This is a genomic window from Tabrizicola sp. (assembly GCF_036781545.1).
GTDB lineage: Bacteria > Pseudomonadota > Alphaproteobacteria > Rhodobacterales > Rhodobacteraceae > Tabrizicola.
This window is the reverse complement of the sequence record NZ_DAIQAT010000001.1, coordinates 110639-132942: the sequence shown is the minus strand read 5'-3', so window position 1 is coordinate 132942 and position 22304 is coordinate 110639. Positions and strand designations below refer to the sequence as shown.

General features: G+C 68.4%; 21 protein-coding genes and 1 tRNA gene. 13 read left to right on the top strand and 9 right to left on the bottom strand.

What is annotated here, in order from left to right; genetic code table 11:
* Positions 1–55: 55 nt before the first annotated feature.
* Positions 56–793 (top strand): bifunctional 2-polyprenyl-6-hydroxyphenol methylase/3-demethylubiquinol 3-O-methyltransferase UbiG, encoded by a 738-nt coding sequence (gene ubiG, locus V7Q39_RS00630; RefSeq protein WP_333814263.1) that lies wholly within the window; start codon positions 56–58, stop codon positions 791–793.
* On the opposite strand, the gene V7Q39_RS00625 is transcribed toward ubiG, so the two are convergent.
* Positions 790–1950 carry an aminotransferase class I/II-fold pyridoxal phosphate-dependent enzyme gene (locus V7Q39_RS00625; protein ID WP_333814262.1) on the bottom strand — a complete coding sequence of 387 codons (1161 nt, stop codon included), beginning with the start codon at positions 1948–1950 and terminating at the stop codon, positions 790–792. The two genes, ubiG and V7Q39_RS00625, sit on opposite strands and share 4 nt — an antisense overlap.
* Before the next feature lie 287 nt (positions 1951–2237).
* Between V7Q39_RS00625 and V7Q39_RS00620 the strand changes: the two genes are divergently transcribed.
* The 4 genes from V7Q39_RS00620 (at position 2238) to V7Q39_RS00605 (ending at position 5361) form a co-directional block, all read left to right on the top strand.
* Positions 2238–3002, top strand: coding sequence for a hypothetical protein (locus V7Q39_RS00620; protein WP_333814261.1), 765 nt, complete (start codon positions 2238–2240; stop codon positions 3000–3002).
* A gap of 51 nt (positions 3003–3053) precedes the next feature.
* A complete protein-coding gene (locus V7Q39_RS00615) occupies positions 3054–3764 on the top strand; it encodes a class I SAM-dependent methyltransferase (RefSeq protein WP_333814260.1) in 711 nt (236 codons plus the stop codon).
* 67 nt (positions 3765–3831) lie between these two features.
* Entirely contained in the window at positions 3832–4905 is a 1074-nt protein-coding gene (gene pheS / locus V7Q39_RS00610) for a phenylalanine--tRNA ligase subunit alpha (protein ID WP_443082478.1), read from the top strand.
* A complete protein-coding gene (locus tag V7Q39_RS00605; protein WP_333814258.1) occupies positions 4906–5361 on the top strand; it encodes a hypothetical protein in 456 nt (151 codons plus the stop codon). It begins immediately after the preceding gene.
* 34 nt (positions 5362–5395) lie between these two features.
* Here the strand turns inward: V7Q39_RS00605 and V7Q39_RS00600 are convergent, their stop codons facing one another.
* From V7Q39_RS00600 to V7Q39_RS00585, 4 genes are read right to left on the bottom strand one after another with little or no spacing between them, the layout of a single operon-like run.
* A complete protein-coding gene (locus V7Q39_RS00600) occupies positions 5396–6589 on the bottom strand; it encodes a TIGR03862 family flavoprotein (protein ID WP_333814257.1) in 1194 nt (397 codons plus the stop codon).
* Positions 6573–7865, bottom strand: a complete 1293-nt coding sequence (locus V7Q39_RS00595; protein WP_333814256.1) for a mechanosensitive ion channel family protein — start codon at positions 7863–7865, stop codon at positions 6573–6575. Before V7Q39_RS00595 ends, V7Q39_RS00600 begins: the two co-directional genes overlap by 17 nt.
* A 3-nt stretch (positions 7866–7868) precedes the next feature.
* Positions 7869–8813, bottom strand: coding sequence for an agmatinase (speB, locus tag V7Q39_RS00590; RefSeq protein ID WP_333814255.1), 945 nt, complete (start codon positions 8811–8813; stop codon positions 7869–7871).
* Positions 8810–9436 carry an enoyl-CoA hydratase/isomerase family protein gene (locus V7Q39_RS00585; protein ID WP_333814254.1) on the bottom strand — a complete coding sequence of 209 codons (627 nt, stop codon included), beginning with the start codon at positions 9434–9436 and terminating at the stop codon, positions 8810–8812. Before V7Q39_RS00585 ends, speB begins: the two co-directional genes overlap by 4 nt.
* Before the next feature lie 101 nt (positions 9437–9537).
* On the opposite strand from V7Q39_RS00585, the gene V7Q39_RS00580 reads away from it, so the two are divergent.
* The 4 genes from V7Q39_RS00580 to V7Q39_RS00565 all read left to right on the top strand — a co-directional run bounded on the left by V7Q39_RS00580 (position 9538) and on the right by V7Q39_RS00565 (position 15850).
* Positions 9538–11046 (top strand): DUF2125 domain-containing protein, encoded by a 1509-nt coding sequence (locus V7Q39_RS00580; RefSeq protein ID WP_333814253.1) that lies wholly within the window; start codon positions 9538–9540, stop codon positions 11044–11046.
* An 81-nt stretch (positions 11047–11127) separates the two neighbouring features.
* Positions 11128–12471: a TldD/PmbA family protein gene (locus tag V7Q39_RS00575; protein ID WP_333814252.1), complete on the top strand. Its 1344-nt coding sequence runs from the start codon at positions 11128–11130 to the stop codon at positions 12469–12471.
* Positions 12458–13234 carry a 3'(2'),5'-bisphosphate nucleotidase CysQ gene (locus tag V7Q39_RS00570; RefSeq protein ID WP_333814251.1) on the top strand — a complete coding sequence of 259 codons (777 nt, stop codon included), beginning with the start codon at positions 12458–12460 and terminating at the stop codon, positions 13232–13234. Before V7Q39_RS00575 ends, V7Q39_RS00570 begins: the two co-directional genes overlap by 14 nt.
* Before the next feature lie 144 nt (positions 13235–13378).
* Positions 13379–15850 carry a DEAD/DEAH box helicase gene (locus V7Q39_RS00565; protein WP_333814250.1) on the top strand — a complete coding sequence of 824 codons (2472 nt, stop codon included), beginning with the start codon at positions 13379–13381 and terminating at the stop codon, positions 15848–15850.
* Positions 15851–16001: 151 nt separating this feature from the next.
* Here V7Q39_RS00565 and V7Q39_RS00560 read toward each other — a convergent pair.
* The 4 genes from V7Q39_RS00560 to V7Q39_RS00545 all read right to left on the bottom strand — a co-directional run bounded on the left by V7Q39_RS00560 (position 16002) and on the right by V7Q39_RS00545 (position 19501).
* Positions 16002–16077: transfer RNA gene (locus V7Q39_RS00560), tRNA-Thr, on the bottom strand.
* Positions 16078–16125: 48 nt separating this feature from the next.
* Entirely contained in the window at positions 16126–17574 is a 1449-nt protein-coding gene (locus V7Q39_RS00555) for a heme biosynthesis protein HemY (RefSeq protein ID WP_333814249.1), read from the bottom strand.
* Positions 17574–18713 (bottom strand): COG4223 family protein, encoded by a 1140-nt coding sequence (locus V7Q39_RS00550; RefSeq protein ID WP_333814248.1) that lies wholly within the window; start codon positions 18711–18713, stop codon positions 17574–17576. The genes V7Q39_RS00555 and V7Q39_RS00550 overlap by 1 nt, the downstream gene beginning before the upstream one ends.
* Before the next feature lie 53 nt (positions 18714–18766).
* Positions 18767–19501: a uroporphyrinogen-III synthase gene (locus tag V7Q39_RS00545; protein WP_333814247.1), complete on the bottom strand. Its 735-nt coding sequence runs from the start codon at positions 19499–19501 to the stop codon at positions 18767–18769.
* 44 nt (positions 19502–19545) lie between these two features.
* On the opposite strand from V7Q39_RS00545, the gene tsaD reads away from it, so the two are divergent.
* From tsaD to V7Q39_RS00525, 4 genes are read left to right on the top strand one after another with little or no spacing between them, the layout of a single operon-like run.
* A complete protein-coding gene (gene tsaD / locus V7Q39_RS00540; protein WP_333814286.1) occupies positions 19546–20631 on the top strand; it encodes a tRNA (adenosine(37)-N6)-threonylcarbamoyltransferase complex transferase subunit TsaD in 1086 nt (361 codons plus the stop codon).
* Positions 20628–21584 carry an NAD(P)H-dependent glycerol-3-phosphate dehydrogenase gene (locus V7Q39_RS00535; protein ID WP_333814246.1) on the top strand — a complete coding sequence of 319 codons (957 nt, stop codon included), beginning with the start codon at positions 20628–20630 and terminating at the stop codon, positions 21582–21584. The genes tsaD and V7Q39_RS00535 overlap by 4 nt, the downstream gene beginning before the upstream one ends.
* A 2-nt stretch (positions 21585–21586) precedes the next feature.
* Positions 21587–21859, top strand: a complete 273-nt coding sequence (locus V7Q39_RS00530) for a YciI family protein (RefSeq protein ID WP_333814245.1) — start codon at positions 21587–21589, stop codon at positions 21857–21859.
* A complete protein-coding gene (locus V7Q39_RS00525) occupies positions 21856–22275 on the top strand; it encodes an EVE domain-containing protein (protein WP_333814244.1) in 420 nt (139 codons plus the stop codon). Before V7Q39_RS00530 ends, V7Q39_RS00525 begins: the two co-directional genes overlap by 4 nt.
* Positions 22276–22304 lie beyond the last annotated feature (29 nt).

Below are 22304 nucleotides of genomic sequence, written 5' to 3'. Positions count from 1 at the left end.
CGCCGGGACGGCCCGGAGTCTAAACCCAAACTTCGGGGCAAACGGGGAGGCGGCGATGGCGGTGGATACGGTCGATCCGGGCGAAGTGGCCAAGTTCGAGGCGATGGCCGCGGAATGGTGGGACCCGCAGGGCAAGTTCCGGCCGCTGCATCTGATGAACCCCTGCCGACTGGACTATGTCACCTCGCAGATCGCAGCGGAGTTCGGGCGGGACTTGGCGGGGCCGCTGCCCTTCAAGGGGTTGCGGGTGCTGGATATCGGCTGCGGCGGCGGGCTCTTGAGCGAGCCGATGGCGCGGCTGGGGGCGGATGTCGTCGGCGCGGATGCGGCAGAGCGGAACATTCCGGTGGCGAAGGCCCATGCCCGGCAGTCGGGGCTGGCGATCGACTATCGCCACACCACGGCAGAGGCACTGGCGGCAGCGGGAGAACGCTTCGACGTGGTGCTGAACATGGAGGTGGTGGAGCATGTGGCGGACCCGCAGGCCTATCTGACCGCCTGCCGGGAGCTGCTGAAGCCGGGGGGCCTCATGATCTGCTCGACCCTGAACCGGAACCCGAAGTCGTTCATGATGGCCATCGTCGGGGCGGAATGGGTGATGCGCTGGTTGCCGAAGGGCACGCATGACTGGGCGAAATTCATCACGCCCGACGAGCTGTATGCGCTGATCGAAAAGGCGGGCCTCAGGCCGGTGGACCGCAAGGGGATGGTGTTCAACCCGGTGTCCTGGCGCTGGAGCCTGTCGGACCGGGACCTCAGCTGCAATTATGTGACGGCTTCGGTCAAGCCCTAGGCGGAGGCGCGGGCGCGGGTGAAGCGCCGGTCGAAGGCGCGGGTGACGTCGCGGATCAGCTCGGCCAGATCGTCGATATCGGCGGCGCTGTGAGCAGCGGTCAGCTGGATGCGCCAGCGCGGGGCGTGCAGGGGCACAGTCGGGGCTTGCAGCAGGGGCACGCGCGGCCCGGCGCTTTCCAGAAGCGCGGTGCGGGGCAGCGCGGTCATCACGGGCAGCAGGATGGGCACGAAGGGCGAGGCCTGACCCATCGGCCTGATGCCGTCGGCCATCAGATGATTGCGGAGGCGAAGCGAGAGGCCGTGCAGGTTGCGGCGGCGGCGCTGGCCCTCTGCCCCGGTGATGAGCTCGAGCGCGGCGAGGATGGCCGCGGCGTTGACCGGCGACAGGGCGGTGCTGTGCCCGCTTTGGAACAGGGCTTTCAGGCCGGGGTCGCGGAAGGCGGCGAAGCCGCCCGGCGCGCCGAAGCTTTTCGCCAGGCTGCCGAGCAGAATGTCGATAGGACCGGAGCAGGCCTGAATCTCTGCCACGCCGCCACCCTTGGGTGCCATCGCGCCCAGATCATGCGTCACATCGACGACGAGGATCGCGCCGTGCTGGCGGGCGAGGACGGACAGTTCGGACAGGTCGGCGATCCTTGAGCCATAGGCCGAGACTGCGGGAAGCGCGATGACCAGCCGACCGCGCCGCGGCTGGCGGGCAAGGCGGGTGAGGCGACGCTCCACCGCGTCGACGGACCCGGCGGGGCTGCGGTGGGGCCGGGCCTTCGAGAGCAAAACAGTCTCGAACATGGCCGGATGTGCGGCTGAATCGAGGATGACATGGTCGCCGGGGCGGAGGAGTGTGCGGAGCGTCTGGCGGATGGCATCGGCGCCGGAAGGGAAGGTCACGGCGGCGGGACGCTGAAGGAAGGCGGCGAGGCGACCCTCCAATAGGGCGACCAGCGCGGGATCGCGGGCGGTGAGGGGATGCTGGCCCAGGGCGGCTAGGGCCGCGGAGCGGACAGCGGGATGCGTGGCAAGGCCGAGATAGTCCTGCCGCGTGAAGTCCAGCCCGAGGCGCGGTCTCGCCGCCAGCGGAGGGCCCGCCTCCTGCAGCCCGAAAAGCGGCTCCTCCAGCGCCGGAGCGGTGTCGAGAGCAAAGATGGGCCGGGGCATGGTGGGACCTTTCCTGGTGTCGCCCGTCGCAGCGGGCAGCCGGACCGAAGGGCGGTCTGGATGGGCCTAGGGGGGAAGAAAGCGCGTTAATTCCCCGTGAAACCCTTCGCGGCCTTGATTTGCAGGCCTGAAGCGGGGGAATCAGGGGTGGTCCTCGCCCGGGCTTTCACGCGATTTCACGGTTTACTTGCGGTATTCACGTTTCGCCCGGCGCGATTGACGCAAATTTCACGCTGCCCGTCTGAAGGTGCCCTCGAGTTGACGAAGCAGGGACAGGCGGGCCGAAAATGTTCATCCGGATGATAGGCGTATTCGAGGTGCGGGACGAGGCCGGGCAGGACCGCACGCCCCGGGGTGCGAAGGCGCGGGCGCTTCTGGCGCTTCTGGCGCGGACGCCGGGCCATTGCCGCCCGCGCCGCTGGCTGGAAGCGCGGCTCTGGTCGGACCGGGGGCAGGAACAGGCCTCGGGGTCGCTGCGGCAGGCGCTGACGGAGTTGCGCAAGGCACTGGGGCCGCTGGCCGACCGGCTGACCAGCGACCGCGATTGCGTGGCGCTGACGGGGTTCGGCACCGACCTGTCCGACATGGCGGGCGCGCGGGAGGCGTTGGCGCGGGGGCGGGAGTTTCTGGAAGGCATCGACATCCTCGACCCCGGCTTCAACCTGTGGCTCGTCGAAGAGCGGCAGCGGGTGGCGGTGGAACTGGCCGAGCCGCGCCCGCCGCTTCCCTTCGCCCTGCGGCTGGCCGATCTGCCGGAGGGCACCGAGGCGGCGATTGCGCGCGATCTGGCGGCGGCGATTGCCCGGCTGGCGGCGGAATATCTCCTGGGCGATGGGGCGCGCGGATTGACCGGCGACCGGCTGCCGGGGGGCCTCGACCTTCAGGTCGAAGGTGCCTGGAGCGAGGACCGGGCCTATCTGAAGGTGCGGCTGGTGGACCCCGTGCAGCAGAAGACGCTGTGGAGCCAGCGGCTTGTCGCCAGCCGGGTGCTGGACGGGCGGGGCGACCTGCCGCCGGTGGTGTTCGAGGCGACGGAAGCCCAGTTGATGTAGGATTGCGGGCGGGGCCGGGCGGTGTAGGCTTATTCCGTCTAGAGGTGAGCAATGACCCGCTATTTCCGCGATTATCCGGCCCGAAGCGGTGACCGGAAGCTCTTCAAGATGGAGCATTACCTGGAGCTTTATGACGAGCTTCTGACCGGCTGGCAGGGACGGGACGTGTCCTTCCTGGAGATCGGTGTCTACAAGGGCGGCTCGCTGCCGATGTGGCAGAGGTTCCTCGGGCCTGCGTCGCGGCTGGTGTTCCTGGATATCGACCCGGCCTGCGCCGCCCTGGCCCTGCCGGGGACGGTGGTGGAGATCGGCGACCAGGCGGACCCGGCGTTTCTGGAGCGGGTTGGGGCGGCGCATGGGCCGTTCGATCTGATCGTCGATGACGGCGGGCACCAGATGCATCAGCAGATCGCCAGCTTCCGCCATCTCTGGCCCCGGCTGACCGACCGGGGGCTTTATATCGTCGAGGACGTGCATACCAGCTACTGGCCGGGCTTTGGCGGCGGGTTGCGGGAGCCGGGAAGCTTCATCGAATTCGCCAAGGATCTGATCGACCGGATGCATTCCTGGTACACCGAGGACGATGCCGGGTTCCCGCTGCACCCCCTGGCGCGCGAGATCGGGGGGATCCGGTTTTACGACTCGCTGGTGGTGATCGAGAAGCGGTTGAAGGAGGCTCCGGTGGCGATCACGGCGCAGAACGGGCGGGTGGACCGGTCACGCCGGATGCTGGAGGTGCGGGGGCGGCGGTCGATCTTCTGAAACTTGCATCGCGGGGGCGCAGCCTTTAGCAGGGGGATCGGATTTCAGGAGACGGGTGATGGACGGGATCGACACGCTGAAGGCCAAGTATCTGGCGGCGGTGGCCGGTGCGGCGGATGAGGCCGGGCTGGAGGAGGTCCGCGTCGGTGCCCTTGGCAAGAAGGGCGAGATTTCCGCGCTGATGGCGGGGCTGGGGAAGATGGACCCCGAGGCCCGCAAGGCGGCGGGGGCCAGCCTGAACGCGCTGAAGGACGAGATCGACGCGGCCTTGCGGGCGCGCAAGACGGCGCTGGGCGATGCGGCGCTGGACGAGCGGCTGAAGACCGAATGGCTGGACGTGACGCTGCCGGGGCGGCCGCGGCCCCGTGGCACCATTCATCCCGTGTCGCAGGTGATGGAAGAGCTGACGGCGATCTTCGCCGATATGGGCTTTTCGGTGGCCGAGGGGCCGCAGGTGGAAAGCGACTGGTACAATTTCGACGCGCTGAACATCCCGCCGGAGCACCCTGCGCGGCAGGAGCATGACACGTTCTTCATGGCGCGCGCCGAGTGTGACACCCGCCCGCCGCATGTGCTGCGCACCCATACCTCGCCGGTGCAGATCCGGGCGATGATGGCGCAGGGCGCGCCGATCCGGGTGATCGCGCCGGGGCGGGTCTACCGGATGGACATGGACCAGACCCATACGCCGATGTTCCACCAGGTCGAGGGGCTGGCGATCGACCGGTCGATCAGCATGGCGAACCTGAAATGGACGCTGGAAGAGTTCTGCCGGGCCTTCTTCGAGGTCGACAAGGTGGAGCTTCGCTTCCGCGCCAGCCATTTCCCGTTCACGGAGCCTTCGGCCGAGGTCGACATCCGCTATTCCAACGTCGGCGGCCAGCTGAAGATCGGCGAGGGCGACAAGTGGATGGAAATCCTCGGCTCGGGCATGGTGCATCCGAAGGTGCTGTCCGCCGCCGGGGTGGACCCGACCCAGTGGCAGGGTTTTGCCTTCGGGATGGGGATCGACCGGATCGCGATGCTGAAATACGGCATCCCGGACCTGCGCGCCTTCTTCGAGGCCGACCTGCGCTGGCTGCGGCACTACGGGTTCAGCGCGCTGGACGTGCCGGACCTGGCGGGGGGGCTCTCGGCCTGAATGGACGACCCGGACCTTTCCGCCCGCAAGCACTTGGCCGCGAATGACCCGGGGTTTCCGGCGCGGCGGGAGGAGGCCTGGGGGCGGATCGTGGCGGCTTTGGACGGGCTGCTGGTGCCGGAAGGCTATGCGCTGAGCGGGACGACCTGGAGCCGGGTGACGGCTGCGGGGAAGTCGGCGGTGCATCTGCAGCGGAACCGCTATGGCTGGGATGTGCAGATCGTGCTGCGCTTCGTCACTCCTGACGGCGAGGTGCCGGACCATCCCGACTGGCCGGGGGGCGAGGATGTGACGCTGGCCGAGTTTTTCGAGAAGGTGGAGGGCGATCCGGGGACACTGGCCTTTGTCGATGTGCTGGATCGGCCGGAGTGCCTGGCGGCGGCGGTCGACATCCTGCGGGAGCAGGTACTGCCCTGGTTCGAGGCGCTGCATCGGGAAGATTCGCCCCGGACTTGATCCGGGGCCTCAGGTGTTGAACGGAGGCCCCGGATCAAGTCCGGGGCGGGGAGGCCAGACGGCGTGCCGCTGTCTGCCCTGCCCAGCGTCCGGTGGCCCATGAGGCGGTGAGGAGATAGCCGCCGGTCGGGGCTTCCCAGTCCAGCATTTCTCCGGCGGCGAAGGTGCCCGGCAGGGCCTTCAGTTCCAGATCGTCGGTCAGCGCGTCCCAGGCGATGCCGCCGGCGACGGAGATGGCTTCGTCCAGCGAGCGGGGGCCTTGCAGCGGTATATACAGGTGCTTCAGGTGGGCGAATGGGTCGGCCCGCGAGACCTCCATCACCAGCGCGATCTGGGCGCGGTCGAGGCCGAGCTTGCGCAGGCGGTTGCCGGTGCTTTCGCCGGGTTTCATCCGGGAGAGACGGCGGGCGATCTCGTCCTGCGTGAGGTCGGGGAGAAGGTCGAGGGCGAGGGCTGCGCCGTCGCGGAGGGGCTTGTATATACTGTAGATGCCGCCGCCCTCCAACCCCTTGGCCGATATGACGAATTCCCCGCGATGCTGGTCAAGAACTTCTCGCGAGGTCGCATGAATCGCCTTGAGCACAACGCCCTTGACGGGTTGGCCGAAGATTTGGGTCATGTGCGGCGACCAGTCGACGCGGAAGCCCATGTTGGCGGGTTGCCAGTCGGTGATGGTGACACCCTTCGCGCGCAGCCAGGGCACCCAGGCGGCCTCGGAACCGAGGCGTTGCCAGCTGGCGCCGCCGAGGGCGAGGATGGCGACTTTGGGCGTCAGGCTCTGCGGGCCTTCGGGCGTGTCGAAGCGGAAGGCGGCGCCGTCGAAGCCGGTCCAGCGCCAGCGGGTGCGGAGTTCGACGCCCTGAGTGGTGAGTCGGCGGACCCACGCGCGAAGGAGGGGGGAGGCCTTCATCGCCACCGGGAAGACGCGGCCGGAGGAGCCGGTGAAGACCTCTTGCCCCAGGGCGCGGCACCAGTCCCGCACTTCGGCGGGGCCGAAACCGGCGAGGATCGGACGGAGCCGGGGGGAGTCGTAGCGGGTGACGAAGCTATCCCAGGGTTCGTCCTTGGTGACGTTCAGGCCGGATTTTCCGGCCATCAGGAATTTGCGGGCGACGGTGGGTTTGGCTTCGCAGACCACGGTCGGGACCCCGGCCTTCGCAAGCTCCTCTGCCGCCATCAGCCCGGCGGGACCGGCGCCGATGACCAGTGCCTCAGGCACCGGGGGCATTGCGGAGTTCGACGACGCGATGGGGGTAAGGCATCTGGATTCCCGCGTCTTTCAGCGCGTTCCAGATCGCGAACAGGACCTTGGAGCGATAGTCGTCGGTCAGGTCCTCGATGCCGTTGACCCAGTATTCCACCTCGAAATCGACGCTGCTCTCACCGAAGGCATTCAGCTCACAAGAGGGGCCATCGGGCTCGGACAGGATGAAGGGCAGCGCGGCCACGGCGGTTTCGATCAGCGCGGGGACGCGGTTGATGTCGGTATCGTAGCTGACCGAGAAATTCGCCGAATAGCGGTGCGCCTTGCCCGCATCGGAATAGTTCACCACGCGCGAGGTGATGAAATTGTCGTTCGGCACCACAACCCAGCGCCCGTCGATCGTCTCGATGATGCAGGCGCGGGCAGTCATCCGCAGGATGGTGCCGGCCGAGCCGTCGTCCAGTTCGACATAGTCGCCGACGGTGGTCTGGCCTTCCAGAAGCAGGATGATGCCCGAGACGAAGTTGGCCGCGATCTGCTGCAAGCCAAGGCCGATGCCGACGCCGAGCGCGCCGCCGAGGACGGCGACGGCGGTAAGGTCGATGCCCATGATCGACATGAGGAGGAGGAAAGCCGCGCCGAAGATCGCGACTTCGCTGGCCTTGATCGCCAGCTCGCGGGTCGCCGGGCGGAGGGCGGGCTGGGACTTGAGGTAGCCGGTGGACTGGCGGTTCGACCAGCTGCCGAACCAGAAGAGCAGCGACCCGGCGATGAGACCCCGGATCAGCGCCAGTGCGGTGAACTGGATGTTGCCGAGGTTGACCTGCGCGGCGCTGAGGTAGTCGGTGACCTCGTCGAGAATGCCGAGAGCATAGAGCGCGGCGACGGGCAGGAGGATGTAGCGGCCCATCAGCTTCAGGAAGCCGGGGGGCAGGACCTTGCGCACGAATTCCAGCGCGGCAAGGAGGAGGAAGATGCGCTTGCCGAAGGCGATCACCTCGCCCGAGCCGAAGGTGGCTCGGGTGAGGCCCTCGCCCACGGCGGTCAGGGCGTAGGCGAGGAGAGGCAGCAGCAACGGCAGGAACTGCAGGGCGAAGCGGCGCAGGCGGGCGATGATGTGCGTCGCCTCGGGCTTCGGCGTGAGGCTGTGCTCCACCACCGGCGCGATGCGGGCCGCCAGCAGGCGCGCGGCGAAATAGGCGAGGATCAGCAGCGCGAATTGCGACAGGGCGGCGGGCGAGGAGAGCCAGCCCAAAGCGGTGTCGGATGCCTGTTGCAGCCAGCCTTGCAGATTCTCCACGCGTTACCTCCGGTTGTGAGCAATGCGCCCGATGGTGTTGAGCAGCACCTGCGCCGCCAGGATCGCGGTCACGCCGGAGTGGTCGTAGTCCGGGGCGACCTCGACCAGATCGATGCCGATGATGTTGCCCTGTTTGGTGAGGCCGTCGATCAGCTCCAGCACCTCGTAATAGAGGAACCCGCCATGCGAGGGGGTGCCGGTGCCGGGGGCGATGGAGGGGTCGAAGCCGTCGATGTCGAGGGTCAGGTAGTAGTCGACACCTTTCGGAATGCGGGCCAGCGTCGCCTCCACCCCCAGCTTGCGCATCTGGCGGACGGAGAGGATGTCGTCGCCCATTTTCCGCGCTGCTTCATAGCCGTCCTTGGCGGTGGAACTGACGTTGCGGATGCCGAGCGCGGTGATGCCCTTGACGTGGTCCTGTTCGGCGGCCCGGCGCATGGGGTTGCCATGGCCATGGCGGACGCCGTGGCGGACATCGACGAAATCGAGATGCGCGTCGATCTGGACGATGTGGAGCGGGCGGCCCGTGAAAGCGCGGATGCAGGGAATGTTGACGGAATGGTCGCCTCCCAGCACCACCGGGACGGCGCCCGCGGCGAGGATGGCGCGGACGCCCTTCTCGATATTGGCGTGGCTGGTCTCGGTATCGGTGTGGACGATGTCGGCGTCGCCGATGTCCTGGATGCGGACGCCTTCCAGATAGGTCACGTCGTCTTCGTGGTCGTAGGCCCCGGCATGGCCGAAGGAGAAAAGAGTGGAGGCCTCGCGGATCGAGCGCGGGCCGAAGCGGGCCCCGGCGCGGAACTGGGTGCCGAAGTCGAAGGGTGCGCCGAGCACGGCGAAATCGGCGTCGATGGCGGACCAGTCGGGCTGGTAGGGGTTCTTGCCGAAGGTCGCGATGCCGACGAAGGGCAGGTTCAGGCGTCCGGAATCATAGGCGTTCGTCATGGTTGGTTCCCGTTGGTCATGCGTTTCAGGGCGGCACCATGCCCCGGATCGGCGGCAAGTGCATGTTCGGCCAGCGACATGGCGGTGTCGGTGAGGGCGTCGGGGTCGCAGATGCGGTCGATCAGACCCCAGGCAAGGGCGTCCTCGGCCCCGATCTTCTGGCCTGCTAGAAGGATCATCTTGGCGCGGGACGGGCCGACCAGCGCGGCAAGACGTCCGGGGTCCGAGGGCTGGGGGCGATAGCCAAGGCGCATGACGGGGTAGAAGAAATTCGCCGTAGGCACCGCGATCCGCAGGTCGCAGGCCAGCGCCACGCCCATCGCGCCGCCCGCCAGCGTTCCGTTCAGCGCGGCGATGGTGAGGCCGGGGAAGGCGGCGATGGCGGCCGAGGCCTGCTCCCAGGCGGGGGACAGGCCGAGGCCCGCCTTCATCCCGTCGAGGTCGGCCCCGGCGGAGAAGACGCGGCCCTCGCCGGTGAGGATCAGGACTTTCGCACCGTTGGTGGCGGCGTCGGTGGCAGCCAGGGCCAGGGCTTCCAGCATCGCCTCGGTCAGGGCATTGGCCTTGTCCGGGCGGGCAAGCGTGAGCGTGCAGCAGTCGCCTGCGGTCTGGACCCTGATCATGACGGCACCCTCCGGCTTTCCCCACCCGGGGAATCCCTTGACGCCCCCGGGACGAGATAGAAAGGTTGCGCGCAGCGAATTCAACCAGAAAGGCATGTGCCATGACCCGCGCCCTCACCTCATCCACCGCGATGGCCCTTGTGTTCCTGGCGTCAGGCGCCTGGGCCGACGTGACGCCGCAGGAGGTCTGGGCCAGCTGGCAGGCGATGATGACCTCGGCCGGGCAGGAGCTGACGGTCGGGAACACGGCGGACAGCGGGCAGGCGGTCGAGGTGACTGACCTGGCCGTGACCTACAAGGACCAGATGGGCGGCAGCGCCAGCATCAGCCTGGACAAGCTGGCCTTCAAGGACAATGGCGACGGTACGGTCACGGTGACGATGCCGGACAGCTATCCGGTGCAGATGGCCTTCCCCGACAAGGGCGAGGGGCCGGGGTCGATCAAGCTGACGGTCAGCCAGCCGGGCGTGGTGATCGTTGCCGGGGGCAGCGCTGGCGAGACCAGCTACAAGTTCACCGCCCCCACGATGACGATCACCCTGGACGAGGTGACGGATCACAGCGGCAAGATGCTGGACACCAAGGGCGACCTGGCGCTGGGTGAGGTGGCGGGCGCCTATCTCATGACCAAGACCGGCGAGACGATGGGGCTGGATTCGACCTTCACGGCCAAGTCGGCGGTGTTCAACCTGTCCGGCTCGGACGGGGAAGACGGTGGGTCGGGCAAGGTCTCTGTCAGTTTCGCCGATCTGAGCGGGGCGACGAAGGGCAACTTCCTGAACCCCGAGATGATGGCGAACATGGCGCTGGCGCTGAACAGCGGGTTCACGATGGACACGTCCTTCAGCTTCGGGGCGATGGCGATGGATTTCGACATCATCCAGGCGCAGGGGCCGACGAAGCTGGTGGCAAATGCCACCGGCGGCAGCTTCGTGCTGGCGATGAACAAGGACCGGATGACCTATGGCAGTTCGCTGGACGGGGCGAAGTTCACGATCTCGGGCGCCGAGATTCCCTTCCCGCAGGTGGAGCTGGCCTTTGCCGAAAGCGGATTCAACGTCGTCATGCCGGTGACGAAATCCGACACGCCGCAGGATTTCGCCTTCCTGACCAAGGTGGTGGATTTCACGGTGTCCGAGGATATCTGGGGCCTGTTCGACCCGGCGGGGACGCTGGCGCGCGATCCGGCGACCTTCATCGTCGATCTGAAGGGCACCGGATTCTGGAAGCAGGATATCATGGACCCCTCGGTGCAGATGGAGGGCGCGACGCCTCCGGGTGAGCTGCACAGCCTGGACCTGACGCAGGTGCTGGCCAAGGCGGCGGGCGCGGAAGTGTCGGCGACGGGCGGGCTGACCTTCGACAACAGCGATCTGGCGACCTTCGGCGGGGTGCCGCGGCCGGATGGCAAGGTGACGGTCAACATCAAGGGGGTGACCAAGCTGGTCGACAACCTGATCGCGCTGGGCATCCTGTCGCAGGACGATGCGATGGGCTTCCGCATGGGGCTGGCGATGTTCGCCAAGCCCGGCGCGGGGCCGGACGAGCTGGTCTCTGAGATCGAATTCAAGGAAGGCGGGTTCTTCGCGAACGGGATGCGGATGCAGTAGACGGCGGGCGGGCGGTTTGCCCGGCCTTGCAGCGGCACGCGGGCGGGACTACCTCATCCCGGTGATGATAGGACCGATGCGATGACCCCCAGCCTTGCCGATCTGAGCCATTCCCTGTTGGACGCTGCCCGCAAGGCGGGCGCGGACAGCGCCGACGCGCTGGCGGTGGCGGGCACGGCCCTGTCCATCGAAATCCGCAAGGGTGCGCTGGAACAGGCGGAGCGGTCGGAAGGGGTGGAGATCGGGCTGCGGGTGCTGGTGGGGCGGCGGCAGGCCTGCGTGTCGGCGTCCGACACCTCAAGCGCGACGATTCAGGCTTTGGCGGAACGGGCCGTGGCCATGGCGCGCGAGGCGCCCGAGGATGCGACGGCGGGGCTGGCGGAGGCTTCGCAGCTGGCGCGGGGCTGGGACCTCGCGGCGCTGGACCTCGCCGATCCGGCGGGGGAGCCTGGGGCGGCCGCGCTGGACGCGCAGGCGCGGGCGGTGGAGGCGGCGGCGCTCGCCTCTGCCGGGATCACCCAGGTCGAGGCTTCGGCCGCCTACAGCCAGCGCGCGCTGCATCTGGCGGCGAGCAATGGATTTTCCGGTGGATACGGGCGGACCTCGACTTCGCTGTCGGCGGTGGCCTTTACCGGCCAAGGCACGGAAATGCAGCGGGACTATGCGGGCGAGGGGCGTATATACGCGGCCGACATGCCCTCGGCGCAGGAGATCGGGCGGCTGGCGGCAGAGCGGACCCTGGCGCGCGTCGGGTCGGTGAAGCCAAAGACCGGCACCTATCCGGTGGTCTATGACGAACGGGTCGCGGCCTCGCTGGTCGGGCATCTCTTGTCGGCGATCAACGGGACCTCGATTGCAAGGGGGTCGAGCTGGGCGCGGGACTTGCTGGGCAAGCCGGTGCTGCCCGCGGGCCTGTCGCTGGTCGAGGACCCGCATCGGGCGCGGATCGGATCGTCGCGACCCTTCGATGGCGAGGGGCTGCCGACCCGGCGGCGCGAGATCGTGGCGGATGGGGCGCTGACCGGCTGGGTGCTGGACCTCGCGACCGGGCGGAAGCTGGGGATGGCCTCCACCGGCAATGCCTCGCGCGGGACGTCGGCGCCGCCCTCGCCTTCGACGACGAACATCGACCTGACGCAGGGCTCGGCGACCCGCGATGATCTGCTGAAGCAGATGGGGACGGGGCTTCTGGTCACGTCGATGATCGGCTCGACCATCAACCCGACGACGGGGGATTATTCGCGGGGCGCCTCGGGCTTCTGGGTGGAGAATGGGCAACTGGCCTATCCGGTGCATGAATGCACGATCGCGGGGAACCTGCGCGACATGCTGCTGCGGATCGTCCCGGCGAATGACGCCCGGGCGCATCTGTCGACCCGCGTGCCCTCGCTTCTGATCGACGGGATGACCCTTGCCGGCGCGTGACCTTGCGCTTCTGACCGAGGCCGCGCGCGAGGCGGGCCGGATCGCGCTGCGCTATTGGCGGAACAGCCCGCAGGTCTGGGACAAGGGCGGCGAGCATGGGCCGGTGACGGAGGCCGATCTTGCGGTGAACGACATGCTGAAGGCACGGCTGACGGCGGCGCGGCCAGAATATGGCTGGCTGTCGGAGGAGACGCCGGATTCGGCGGACCGGCTGGCTGTAGATACGGTGTTCATCGTCGACCCCATCGACGGCACCCGGGCCTTCGTCGCCGGGGAAGAGACCTGGGCGCATTCGCTGGCGGTGGCGCACAAGGGGCGCGTGACGACGGGAGTCGTGTATCTGCCGGCGCTGGATCGTATATACACGGCCTCCGAGACCGCGCCACCGCTGAAGGACGGCCAGCCGATTGCGGCCAGCGCGCGGGAGGAGTTGGCGGGGGCCAACATCCTGACGACGAAGCCGAACCTGGCGCCCGAGAAATGGCCGGGCGGGGTGCCGGATATCACGCGCAACTTCCGCGCGTCCCTGGCCTATCGGCTGTGCCTGGCGGCGGAGGGGCGCTTCGACGGGATGCTGACCCTGCGCGACACCTGGGAATGGGATATCGCCGCGGGGGGGCTGATCGCGGAACGGGCGGGCGCGGTGGTGACGGACCGGAAAGGCCGGGCGCTGCGCTTCAATACGCCCGGCGCGATGGCAGAGGGCGTGCTGGCCCTGCCGCCAAGGCTACATGCCGAGGCGTTGGCGCGGCTGACGGGGTGAGGGGCTATACACTCCCCCCGGTTTCGGATACTGGCGCCGGACGGTCGAGATTCCGGGACTGTGGGCGAGGAGGCCCGCACCAAAGGGACAGGGGCCGTTTGGCTTGACTGGGCGCAAAGCGCGCCCCCTTTGGAACATACATCCATGACGATCATGAACGTGGCCGCGCCGCTGGCGCAGGCCTTGGCCGACAAGGGCTATGAAACGCTGACTTCCGTGCAGGAGGCCGTGCTGGCCGAAGGCGTCGCGGGCCGCGATGCGCTGGTCTCGGCGCAGACCGGATCGGGCAAGACGGTGGCCTTCGGCCTTGCCGTCGCGCCGGAGATCCTGAACGGGCAGGACGTGCTTCTTTACGCCGACAAGCCCATCGCGCTGGCGATTGCCCCGACGCGGGAGCTTGCGCTGCAGGTCGCGCGCGAGCTGGAGTGGCTGTATGCCGGGGCGCAGGCCAAGCTGGCAACCTGCGTCGGCGGCATGGACTATCGCACCGAACGCCGGGCGCTGGAGCGGGGCGCGCATATCGTCGTCGGCACACCGGGCCGCCTGCGCGACCATATCGAGCGCGGCTCGCTGGACCTGTCCGGCCTCCGCGCCGTGGTGCTGGACGAGGCCGACGAGATGCTGGACCTGGGCTTCGCCGAGGATCTGGAGTTCATCCTGGCCGCCGCCCCGCCCGAGCGCCGGACGCTGATGTTCTCGGCCACCGTGCCGAAGGAGATCGAGAAGCTTGCCGGAGAGTTCCAGAAGGACGCGCTGCGCATCGTCGCCCAGGGCGAGGCGAAGCAGCATGTCGACATCGAATACAAGGCCTATTCGGTGGCGGTGCGCGACCGCGAACATGCGATCTTCAACGTGCTGCGCTACTACGAGGCGCGGACGGCCATCGTCTTCTGCAAGACGCGGGTCAACGTGAACCACCTGCTGGCGCGGATGGGGAACCGGGGGTTCCAGGTCGTGGCGCTGTCGGGCGAGCTGTCGCAGCAGGAACGGACCCATGCGCTGCAGGCGCTGCGCGACGGGCGGGCGCGCGTCTGCATCGCCACCGACGTGGCGGCGCGGGGGATCGACCTGCCGGGGCTGGAGCTGGTGGTCCATGCCGACCTGCCCTCGAACCCGGACACGCTGCTGCACCGCTCGGGCCGGACCGGGCGGGCGGGGAAGAAGGGCGTCTCGGCGGTGATCGTCACCCCGGCCGAGTTCAAGAAGGCGCAGCGCATCCTGTCCAGCGCGAAGGTGGTGGCGGAATGGGGCCCGCCTCCGGGCGCGGATGACGTGCAGGCCAAGGACGACCTGCGCATCCTGGAACATCCGGCGCTGACCTCTCCGGTCGGCGAAGAGGCCGGGATTGCCGGGGACCTGCTGGAACAGTTCGGGCCCGAGGCACTGGCGGCCGCCTTCGTGCGGCTGTGGCGCGAGGGGCGGTCGGCGCCGGAAGTGCTGTCGACCGATGCCGCGATGCCTGCGCCTGCCGCCCCGCGCGAACGGGGGGAGTTCGGGCCTTCGGTCTGGTTCCGCATCGGCGTGGGCCGGTCCGGCCGGGCCGAGGCGCGCTGGCTTCTGCCGAAGATCTGCGATGCGGGCAGCATCGGCAAGGACAGCATCGGTGCGATCCGGGTGCGCGAGGACGAGACCTTCGTGCAGATCGCCGAGGCGGTGGCGGACAGGTTCCGGCAGCAGATCGACCTGGACAAAGGCCTGCTGATGGAGCGGCTGGAGGGCGAGCCCGACTTCGACAAGCCCCGGTTCGACAAGCCGCGCTTCGAGCGTCCGGCGCGGCCGGACCGCGCCGAACGCCCCGCGCGGGCCGAGAAACCCGCCTATACGCCGAAGCCGCCGCGTGTGGTCGAGGAGGAAGAGGCCGAACCTGCGCCGAAGCCGAAGGCCAAGTATGAGGATCGGCCAAAGGCGGCCCCGTCCGAGACGCGGCCCGAACGCAAGGACGATTGGAAGGCCGAGCGTCCGGCGCGGAAACCCTATGAGGAGCGTGCGCCGCGTGCCGAGGGCGACGACGACCGCCCGCGCAAGCCGCGCTGGTCGCCGGACCAGAAATCTGCGCCGCGTTCGGCAGGGTTCAAGAGCCACGGCGGGCCGGCGGATCGGCCGGGCCGGGCGGCGGGCTACAAGAGCCATGGGTCGGAAGGAGCCGCCAAGGGCAAGTCCGAGGGCTGGAAACCGCGCGAGGACGGCGACCGCCCGGCTCGGAAGCCCTATGCAGGAAAGACCGAGGGCTACAAGCCGAGGGAGCGGGCCGAGGATGGCGAGCGCCCGGCGCGGAAGCCCTATGCCGGGAAATCCGACGGCTACAAGCCGCGCGGCGAGGGGTTCAAGCCCAGGGAAGACGGCGACCGCCCCCGGAAACCCTATGCGCCGAAGGGCGAAGGTTTCCGCCCGCGCGAGGATGGCGACCGTCCGAAGAAAACCTATGCCGGGAAGGGCGACGAGGCGCGCCCCTTCGTAAAGCGCGAAGGCGCGGGCAAGGCGGGCGGGTTCAAGAGCCATGCGGCGGGTGGGAAGAAGCCCTTCGACCGGGCAGGTGCGGATCGCCCGGCAAAGCCCAAGGCGGACGCGCGGGACACCTCGAAGCGGTTCGTGCCGCCGAAAGGGCCGAAGCGCTGAGTTCTTGACGGGCGGGGTGCCCCTCTCCCTCTCCCCATGAGGGGGAGGGAAGCGCGGTAGGAAAGACCTTCCGCTTCAGATCCCCGAGACAGCAAAGCCGCCGACCCTTGGGGTCTGGCGGCTTCTGCATGTCAGGGGTTTCAGGGAAGAATGGTGCCGGTGAAGGGACTCGAACCCCCGACCCCATCATTACGAATGACGTGCTCTACCAGCTGAGCTACACCGGCATTCTTCCCTGCGCGGGCTTTAGCACCGCCCATCCGGACTGTGTAGCCCTAATTTGCGCGCCGGGCGATCTCGTCTAGCGGGAGGGGTTCCTCCTCTGGCGGCGGGGGGGCGGGCTCCGGTTCGGGGCGGGCTTCCATCAGTGGCAAAAGCTCGGCCAGGGCGGGCGAGCTGCTGGTGGCGGGGGGCGTCTTCCAGGACAGGGTGTCGAAGCTGCCGCAGTTCTCGCAGACCGGCTGCCAGCCATCGTGGATCGCGTGGCACTTGTCGCAAACCCATTGCGGGCCACGCGGCGCCGCGATGGCGCGCGCGACAATATCGCGCACGATGGAATCCTCAGCCCCCTCGCCCCGCGCGATGGCGGCAAGTATGGCCAGCGAGCGTTGCGTCGGCGCGCGGGTGGCGACATCGCCGAGAGCGCGGCGGGCGGCGGGAAAATCTTCCGCCGCGACAAGGAGTTCCGCGAGGAGCATCTTCGATTCGTCACTGTCGGGCCGGGCATTGGTCAGGATGCGGAAGCGCTTCAGGCGGTCCTGCGGCGTCTCGTCAGGCTCGATCTCGGCGAAGGCGGCGGCGAGGTCGGGGTGGGGCAGGACCTCCCAGGCCTTCTTCAGCACACGGGTCGCGTTCTTGGGGTCCCCCTTCGCCAGATAGCCGCGCGCAGCCATCGCCGCTGCCGGGATCAGGTCGGGCGACAGCCGGTTCGCCTCGATCGCCGCCTCGCGCGTTTCGATGCTGGCATCGTCTTCGATGACCGTGCGCGCCTGTTGCAGCGCCAGCACGGCGTCGCGGCGGCGGTAGACGTCCTTCGGCAGGGTCCCGGCCTTGAGCTTTGCGCCCAGAGTGGTCCGCGCGCCTGACCAGTCGCCCGCGTCGGATTGCAGCTGCAACAGGATGTCCTGCGTCTCTGCATGCCGGGGCCGCAACTCGAAGGCTTTCTCTGCCAGCTTCAGCGCGACCTCGCGGTCGCCCTCGGCCAGTTTCTGCTGGAGCAGGCCGCGCACGCCGACGAAACGGGTGGCGTCGTCCTTAAGCAGGGTCTTGTAGGCCTCGGTCGCGCGCTTGCGGTCCCCCGCGGCCTCGGCGGCCTGGGCGACGAGGAGCGTGGTGAGCTCGGGCTTGCCCAGCAACCGCTCGGCATTCTGCGCGCGGGTCAGGGCCAGCCGGGGTTCGCCGGAAGCCAGCGCCATCATCCCTTCGGACAGCGCGCGGTAGCCCTTGCGTTCGCGATTGCGGTCGAAATAGCGCGAGATCGCGGTCTCATCCCCGTTCAGGAAGCGGAAGGTGGCGGCGAGCAAGCCCAGGATCTTCAATGCCAGCCAGATGGCGAGGAACAGGACGACGCCTAGGACGACGGCCTGGACCGGGCCGATGGTGAACTCCCACCCCGCGACCACGATTCGCATCGCCTCGCCCGATTCCGAGAGCAGCCCGGCACCGAGGGCCAGCGCGCCGATGACGACGACGAAGAGAATGACCTTTGTCAGCGACCAGAGCATCATTCCCCCCGTGCGGCTTGCAGGGCCGCATTGGCCGCCAGATGGGCTTTCGCCTGGGCAATCCAGGGGCCGAGCGGGGCTTTCACGGCGGGATCGAGCGGGTCAAGCTCGGCCAGCGCATCGGCGACGCGACCTTCCGACAGGGCGAATTCGGCGCGGGACAGCACGGCGTCGGGCGTGTTGCCCTCCAACGGGGTCAGGGGCCGGGCGCCGGTCTGCGCGGCCAGGAAATCGACCATGCGATCGCCCCAGCCGCCCTCGGTGCTAAGGTCACGGGCGGCACGCAGGGCCGCGCGAGCGGCCTCTGGAAAGGCGGACTGGAGCTGCGCCAGCGTAGGAGAGCCGGTTTCCGCGAGAGGGGACAGGGCCTGTGTCAGCGTGGAATCGTTCGCGCCCTGAAGTTCATCGGTGAAGGGCTGGCCGGTCGCAACGGCGGCAGCCAGGGTGTCGAGCGCCTTTGAGCGGGCTGCGGCCTGGGCTGCCGCTTCGGCTTCGCTGGCGCGGGTGGTGGCATCGGCTTCTGCCGCGCTCAACCGTGCGAGGGCGTCATCCAGCTTCTGTTGCAGGGCCGGATCGGAGCCTTGGGCGGGCAGGCTGGCGACGCGCTGTTCCAGCTCGGTGACCTTTGCGGTCAGTGCGGCGGTCGAGGCGCTGCCATCGGCCGGGATCGCCTCGATCGCGGCAAGGCGCTGGTCAAGGGCATCGAGGCGCGAGAGGTCCGGTGCCGCCGGGGCCGGTGCTGACTCCAGCGCGGTGATCCGTTCGGTCAACGCTGAAAGGTCGGCGGAGAGTTTCTGGTCCGCGGCGCCCAGCTGTTTCGTTGCCTCATCCAGCTGTGCGGTCAACGTCGCGAGGTTGGCCGAATCAGCGGCAAGGCCAAGCACATTGAAATGCGACAGGGCAAAGCCGCCGATGGCCGCAAGCGCCCCGCCAAGCAGCGGGCCAAGGATACCGGCGCGGCGGGGCGCGGATGGTAAAGCCGGTTCGGGCGGCAGTTCGGGCGCGGCCACGGGTTCGGGCGGGACCTCGGCCACGAAAGGGACCGCCTGGACGGGGTCGGCCGTGAGGGGCTCGGGCGTAACGGTCTCGGGGGTCTCAGGCGAAAAGCTTTCCGGCTGAGGGTCCTTGCGTCTGGTCATGCTGCGGCCCTTTCCGTCCCTGACCCTAACCTAAGCACTGGCCCGCCAAGGGTTCAAGGCGCAGGCAGGTCGGCAAGCAAGCTTTCGACGGCATCGAGCATTGCCCCTGCATCGGGATGGCGCGCCGTGACAAGCGCCGCGCGAGGAAGATCGCCTAGCGCCTCGGCGACGGTGTTGCTCATCGCCGCAATGTGAAGCTCGGCGCGGGTGTCCGGCGGCAGGGCGGCACGGAAAAGCGCTGCGCTGCGCGGGGAAAAGAGCGGAATGAGGACCGGACCGGGCGAGCGGAGCAGCGCCAGCGCCTCGGGGGCTATGGGCTGTGCCTCCTGGGTATATACTATTGCAACATCCGTATTGATACCGAAAGATTCAAGCAATTCCAGTAGATTACCATGTGTATCTACACCACGTAAATACAGAATCCTGCCATCTGGTGGGTCGTTGCCGATGGCTTTCGCCAGGGTTTCGGCATCCCCGTCAGCCGACTTTGCCTGGAATCCGGCGGCGGCGGCGACCTTGGCGGTCTTGTGTCCGACGCACCAGGCGAGGCTGGGCAGATGAACGCCCAATCGACGGGCGCCCTCGACCGCGCGGGCCGAGGTGAAGACGATGGCGGCATAGTCGCGGGCCGGGATCGACGGGCTCAGGAAGCGCGGGGCGATCAGGGGGGCGACGAGGGGCCGCAGCCTTGCACCGAAGCGATCGTTCAGCGCGGCGGCGAAGGCCTCGCCCTCGGCCCGGGGGCGGGTCACGAGGACGGGAATGACCGCTGCGGATTGTTTCACCATGAGCAAGGTGTTACCTGCCGATGACCCATCGTGCAACGGCGGCCATGGACCGGACCCTGACCCTTCTCGGCATCGAATCGAGCTGCGACGATACGGCGGCGGCGGTGGTGCGCGCGGGTGCGGGGGGAGCGGAGATCCTGTCGTCGCAGGTGCTGGGCCAGACCGCGCTGCACGAGGCCTTTGGTGGCGTGGTGCCCGAGATCGCGGCCCGCGCCCATGCCGAGCGGCTGGACGGGGTGGTGGAAGAGGCGCTGACGGTGGCCGGGGTCTCGCTGGACCAGATCGACGGGATTGCCGTGACGGCGGGGCCGGGGCTGATCGGCGGGGTGTTGTCGGGCGTGATGCTGGCGCGGGGGCTGGCGGCGGCGAAGGGCCTGCCGCTGGTGCCGGTGAACCACCTTGCCGGTCATGCCCTGACGCCGCGGCTGACGGACGGAATTGCCTTTCCCTACCTGATGTTGCTGGTCTCTGGCGGGCACTGCCAGTTCCTGCTGGTTCAGGGGGTGGACCGCTTTACCCGCCTTGGCGGAACCATCGACGATGCGCCGGGTGAGGCGTTCGACAAGACGGCGAAGCTGCTGGGCCTGCCGCAGCCGGGGGGGCCTTCGGTCGAGGCCGAGGCGGCTTTGGGCGATGCCGGGCGGTTCCGGTTTCCCCGGCCCCTGCTGGACCGCGAGGGATGCGACATGTCCTTCTCCGGCCTGAAGACCGCGCTCCTCCGGGCGCGGGATGCGCTGGTGGCAGAGAAGGGCGGGATCACGGTGCAGGATCGTCGCGACCTCTGTGCAGGGTTCCAGGCGGCGGTGGCGGAGGTGCTGGCAAAGAAAACATCGCGCGCGATGGAAATGGCGGGCGAGCGGCCCACTGCCCTTGCGGTGGCGGGGGGTGTGGCCGCGAATAGCACGATTCGGGCCATGTTAGAGACGGTTTCAGCCCGTGCCGGTGTGCCCTTCCTCGCTCCCCCGCTGCGGCTTTGCACCGACAACGCGGCAATGATCGCCTGGGCGGGAATCGAGCGGTTGCGCGCTGGTCTGTCGCACACGACCAATTTCATCGCCCGGCCGCGCTGGCCGCTGGATGACCGAGCTCCGGCCTTGCTCGGGTCGGGCAAGAAGGGGGCCAAGGCATGATCGGGATCGCGGGAGCGGGGGCGTTCGGAACGGCTTTGGCGGTGGCTCTGGCGAAGGGCGGGCGCGAGGTAAGGCTCTGGGCGCGCGACCCGGATCAGGTGCGGCTGATGCACGAGACAAGGCGGAACGACCACGCGCTGCCGGGGGTGGAGCTGCCGGAAAACGTCTCTGTTCATGCTGAAATCGGGGAAATCTGCACTGGAGAGGCGCTGCTTCTGGCGATGCCGATGCAGGCCCTGGGTGCTGCGCTGGACGCCTGGCCCGAGATAGACGAACGGCAGCCGCTGGTCGCCTGCTGCAAGGGCGTGGATCTGACCACCCTGCGCGGGCCGGTCGCGGTGATCGAGACGCGTCGCCCGGGGGCGCCGGCGGCGATCCTGACCGGACCCAGCTTCGCGGCGGATATCGCGCACGGTCTGCCGACGGCGCTGACGCTGGCCACCACGGGCGAGGGCGAGGCCTTGCAGGAGCTGCTCTCCACCCCCACGCTGCGGCTTTACCGGACCGATGACGTGATCGGCGCAGAGCTTGGCGGCGCGCTGAAGAACGTCATCGCCATCGCCGCCGGCACGGTGATCGGCGCGGGACTTGGCGACAGCGCCCGGGCGGCACTGATGACGCGCGGCTATGCCGAGATGGTGCGGCTGGCGGAAGCTCTGGGCGCAAGGGCCGAAACCTTGTCGGGCCTCTCCGGCTTTGGCGATCTCGTGCTCACCTGCACCTCCACCCAGTCGCGCAACTTCCGCTTTGGCTGCGCCCTGGGCAAGGGCGAGGCTTTCGACCCCAGGGTCACGGTCGAGGGCGTGGCCACCGCCCGAGCCGTCGTCAGGCTGGCCGAGGGAAAGGGAATCGACATGCCGGTGACGGCGATGGTCAATGCGCTTGCCCTTGGCCGGATCGCGTTGAATGATGCCATCGGGCTGCTGATGAGCCGGCCCCTGAAACAGGAATGACCATGCGTTACGCCTTGATCTGCCTCGACAAACCCAACGCCCTGCAAACACGGGTAGAAAACCGGGCCGCGCATCTCGCGTATATACAGGAGACCGGCGTGGTGGAGCAGGCGGGTCCCTTCATCGATGCGGCGGGCCAGATGTGCGGCAGCCTTCTGGTGTTGGGCGTCGGCTCGAAGACGGAGGCTGAGGCCTGGGCGGCGGATGACCCCTACGCGAAGGCCGGGCTGTTCCAGTCGGTGATGATCCAGGAATGGAAGCGGGTGATCGGATGAACCATTGGCTTTTCAAGTCGGAGCCCGATGTCTGGGGCTGGGACCACCAGGTCGCCAAGGGCGATGAGGGCGAGGAATGGCACGGCGTGCGCAACTATCAGGCGCGCAACAACATGCGGGCGATGAAGATCGGGGACCGGGGGTTCTTCTACCATTCGAACATCGGCAAGGAAGTGGTCGGGATCGTCGAGGTCTGCCGGGAAAGCAGCCCCGACAGCACCACCGACGACCCGCGCTGGGACTGCGTCTGGATCAAGGCGGTGAAGCCCCTGAAGCGGGTGATCGGCCTGGAGGAGTGCAAGGTCACGCCGGGGCTCGAGAAGATGGTGCTGGTCAACAACTCTCGCCTGTCGGTGCAGCCGGTCAGCGCCGAGGAATGGGAGATCATCTGTCGGCTGGGTGGCGTTGACCCCTAGGCGGGCGAAGCCCGTATATACAGGGGGAA

Excerpts from the sequence above, each read along its gene's own strand:
- V7Q39_RS00625 (WP_333814262.1), bottom strand. The coding sequence starts at position 1,950 with ATGCCCCGGCCCATCTTTGCTCTCGACACCGCTCCGGCGCTGGAGGAG.
- ubiG (WP_333814263.1), top strand. The coding sequence starts at position 56 with ATGGCGGTGGATACGGTCGATCCGGGCGAAGTGGCCAAGTTCGAGGCG.
- V7Q39_RS00555 (WP_333814249.1), bottom strand. The coding sequence starts at position 17,574 with ATGCTCTGGTCGCTGACAAAGGTCATTCTCTTCGTCGTCGTCATCGGC.
- V7Q39_RS00565 (WP_333814250.1), top strand. The coding sequence starts at position 13,379 with ATGACGATCATGAACGTGGCCGCGCCGCTGGCGCAGGCCTTGGCCGAC.
- V7Q39_RS00530 (WP_333814245.1), top strand. The coding sequence starts at position 21,587 with ATGCGTTACGCCTTGATCTGCCTCGACAAACCCAACGCCCTGCAAACA.
- speB (WP_333814255.1), bottom strand. The coding sequence starts at position 8,813 with ATGACGAACGCCTATGATTCCGGACGCCTGAACCTGCCCTTCGTCGGC.
- V7Q39_RS00550 (WP_333814248.1), bottom strand. The coding sequence starts at position 18,713 with ATGACCAGACGCAAGGACCCTCAGCCGGAAAGCTTTTCGCCTGAGACC.
- V7Q39_RS00525 (WP_333814244.1), top strand. The coding sequence starts at position 21,856 with ATGAACCATTGGCTTTTCAAGTCGGAGCCCGATGTCTGGGGCTGGGAC.
- tsaD (WP_333814286.1), top strand. The coding sequence starts at position 19,546 with ATGGACCGGACCCTGACCCTTCTCGGCATCGAATCGAGCTGCGACGAT.
- V7Q39_RS00580 (WP_333814253.1), top strand. The coding sequence starts at position 9,538 with ATGACCCGCGCCCTCACCTCATCCACCGCGATGGCCCTTGTGTTCCTG.
- V7Q39_RS00575 (WP_333814252.1), top strand. The coding sequence starts at position 11,128 with ATGACCCCCAGCCTTGCCGATCTGAGCCATTCCCTGTTGGACGCTGCC.
- V7Q39_RS00615 (WP_333814260.1), top strand. The coding sequence starts at position 3,054 with ATGACCCGCTATTTCCGCGATTATCCGGCCCGAAGCGGTGACCGGAAG.
- V7Q39_RS00585 (WP_333814254.1), bottom strand. The coding sequence starts at position 9,436 with ATGATCAGGGTCCAGACCGCAGGCGACTGCTGCACGCTCACGCTTGCC.
- V7Q39_RS00605 (WP_333814258.1), top strand. The coding sequence starts at position 4,906 with ATGGACGACCCGGACCTTTCCGCCCGCAAGCACTTGGCCGCGAATGAC.
- V7Q39_RS00600 (WP_333814257.1), bottom strand. The coding sequence starts at position 6,589 with ATGCCCCCGGTGCCTGAGGCACTGGTCATCGGCGCCGGTCCCGCCGGG.
- V7Q39_RS00545 (WP_333814247.1), bottom strand. The coding sequence starts at position 19,501 with ATGGTGAAACAATCCGCAGCGGTCATTCCCGTCCTCGTGACCCGCCCC.
- V7Q39_RS00620 (WP_333814261.1), top strand. The coding sequence starts at position 2,238 with ATGTTCATCCGGATGATAGGCGTATTCGAGGTGCGGGACGAGGCCGGG.
- V7Q39_RS00535 (WP_333814246.1), top strand. The coding sequence starts at position 20,628 with ATGATCGGGATCGCGGGAGCGGGGGCGTTCGGAACGGCTTTGGCGGTG.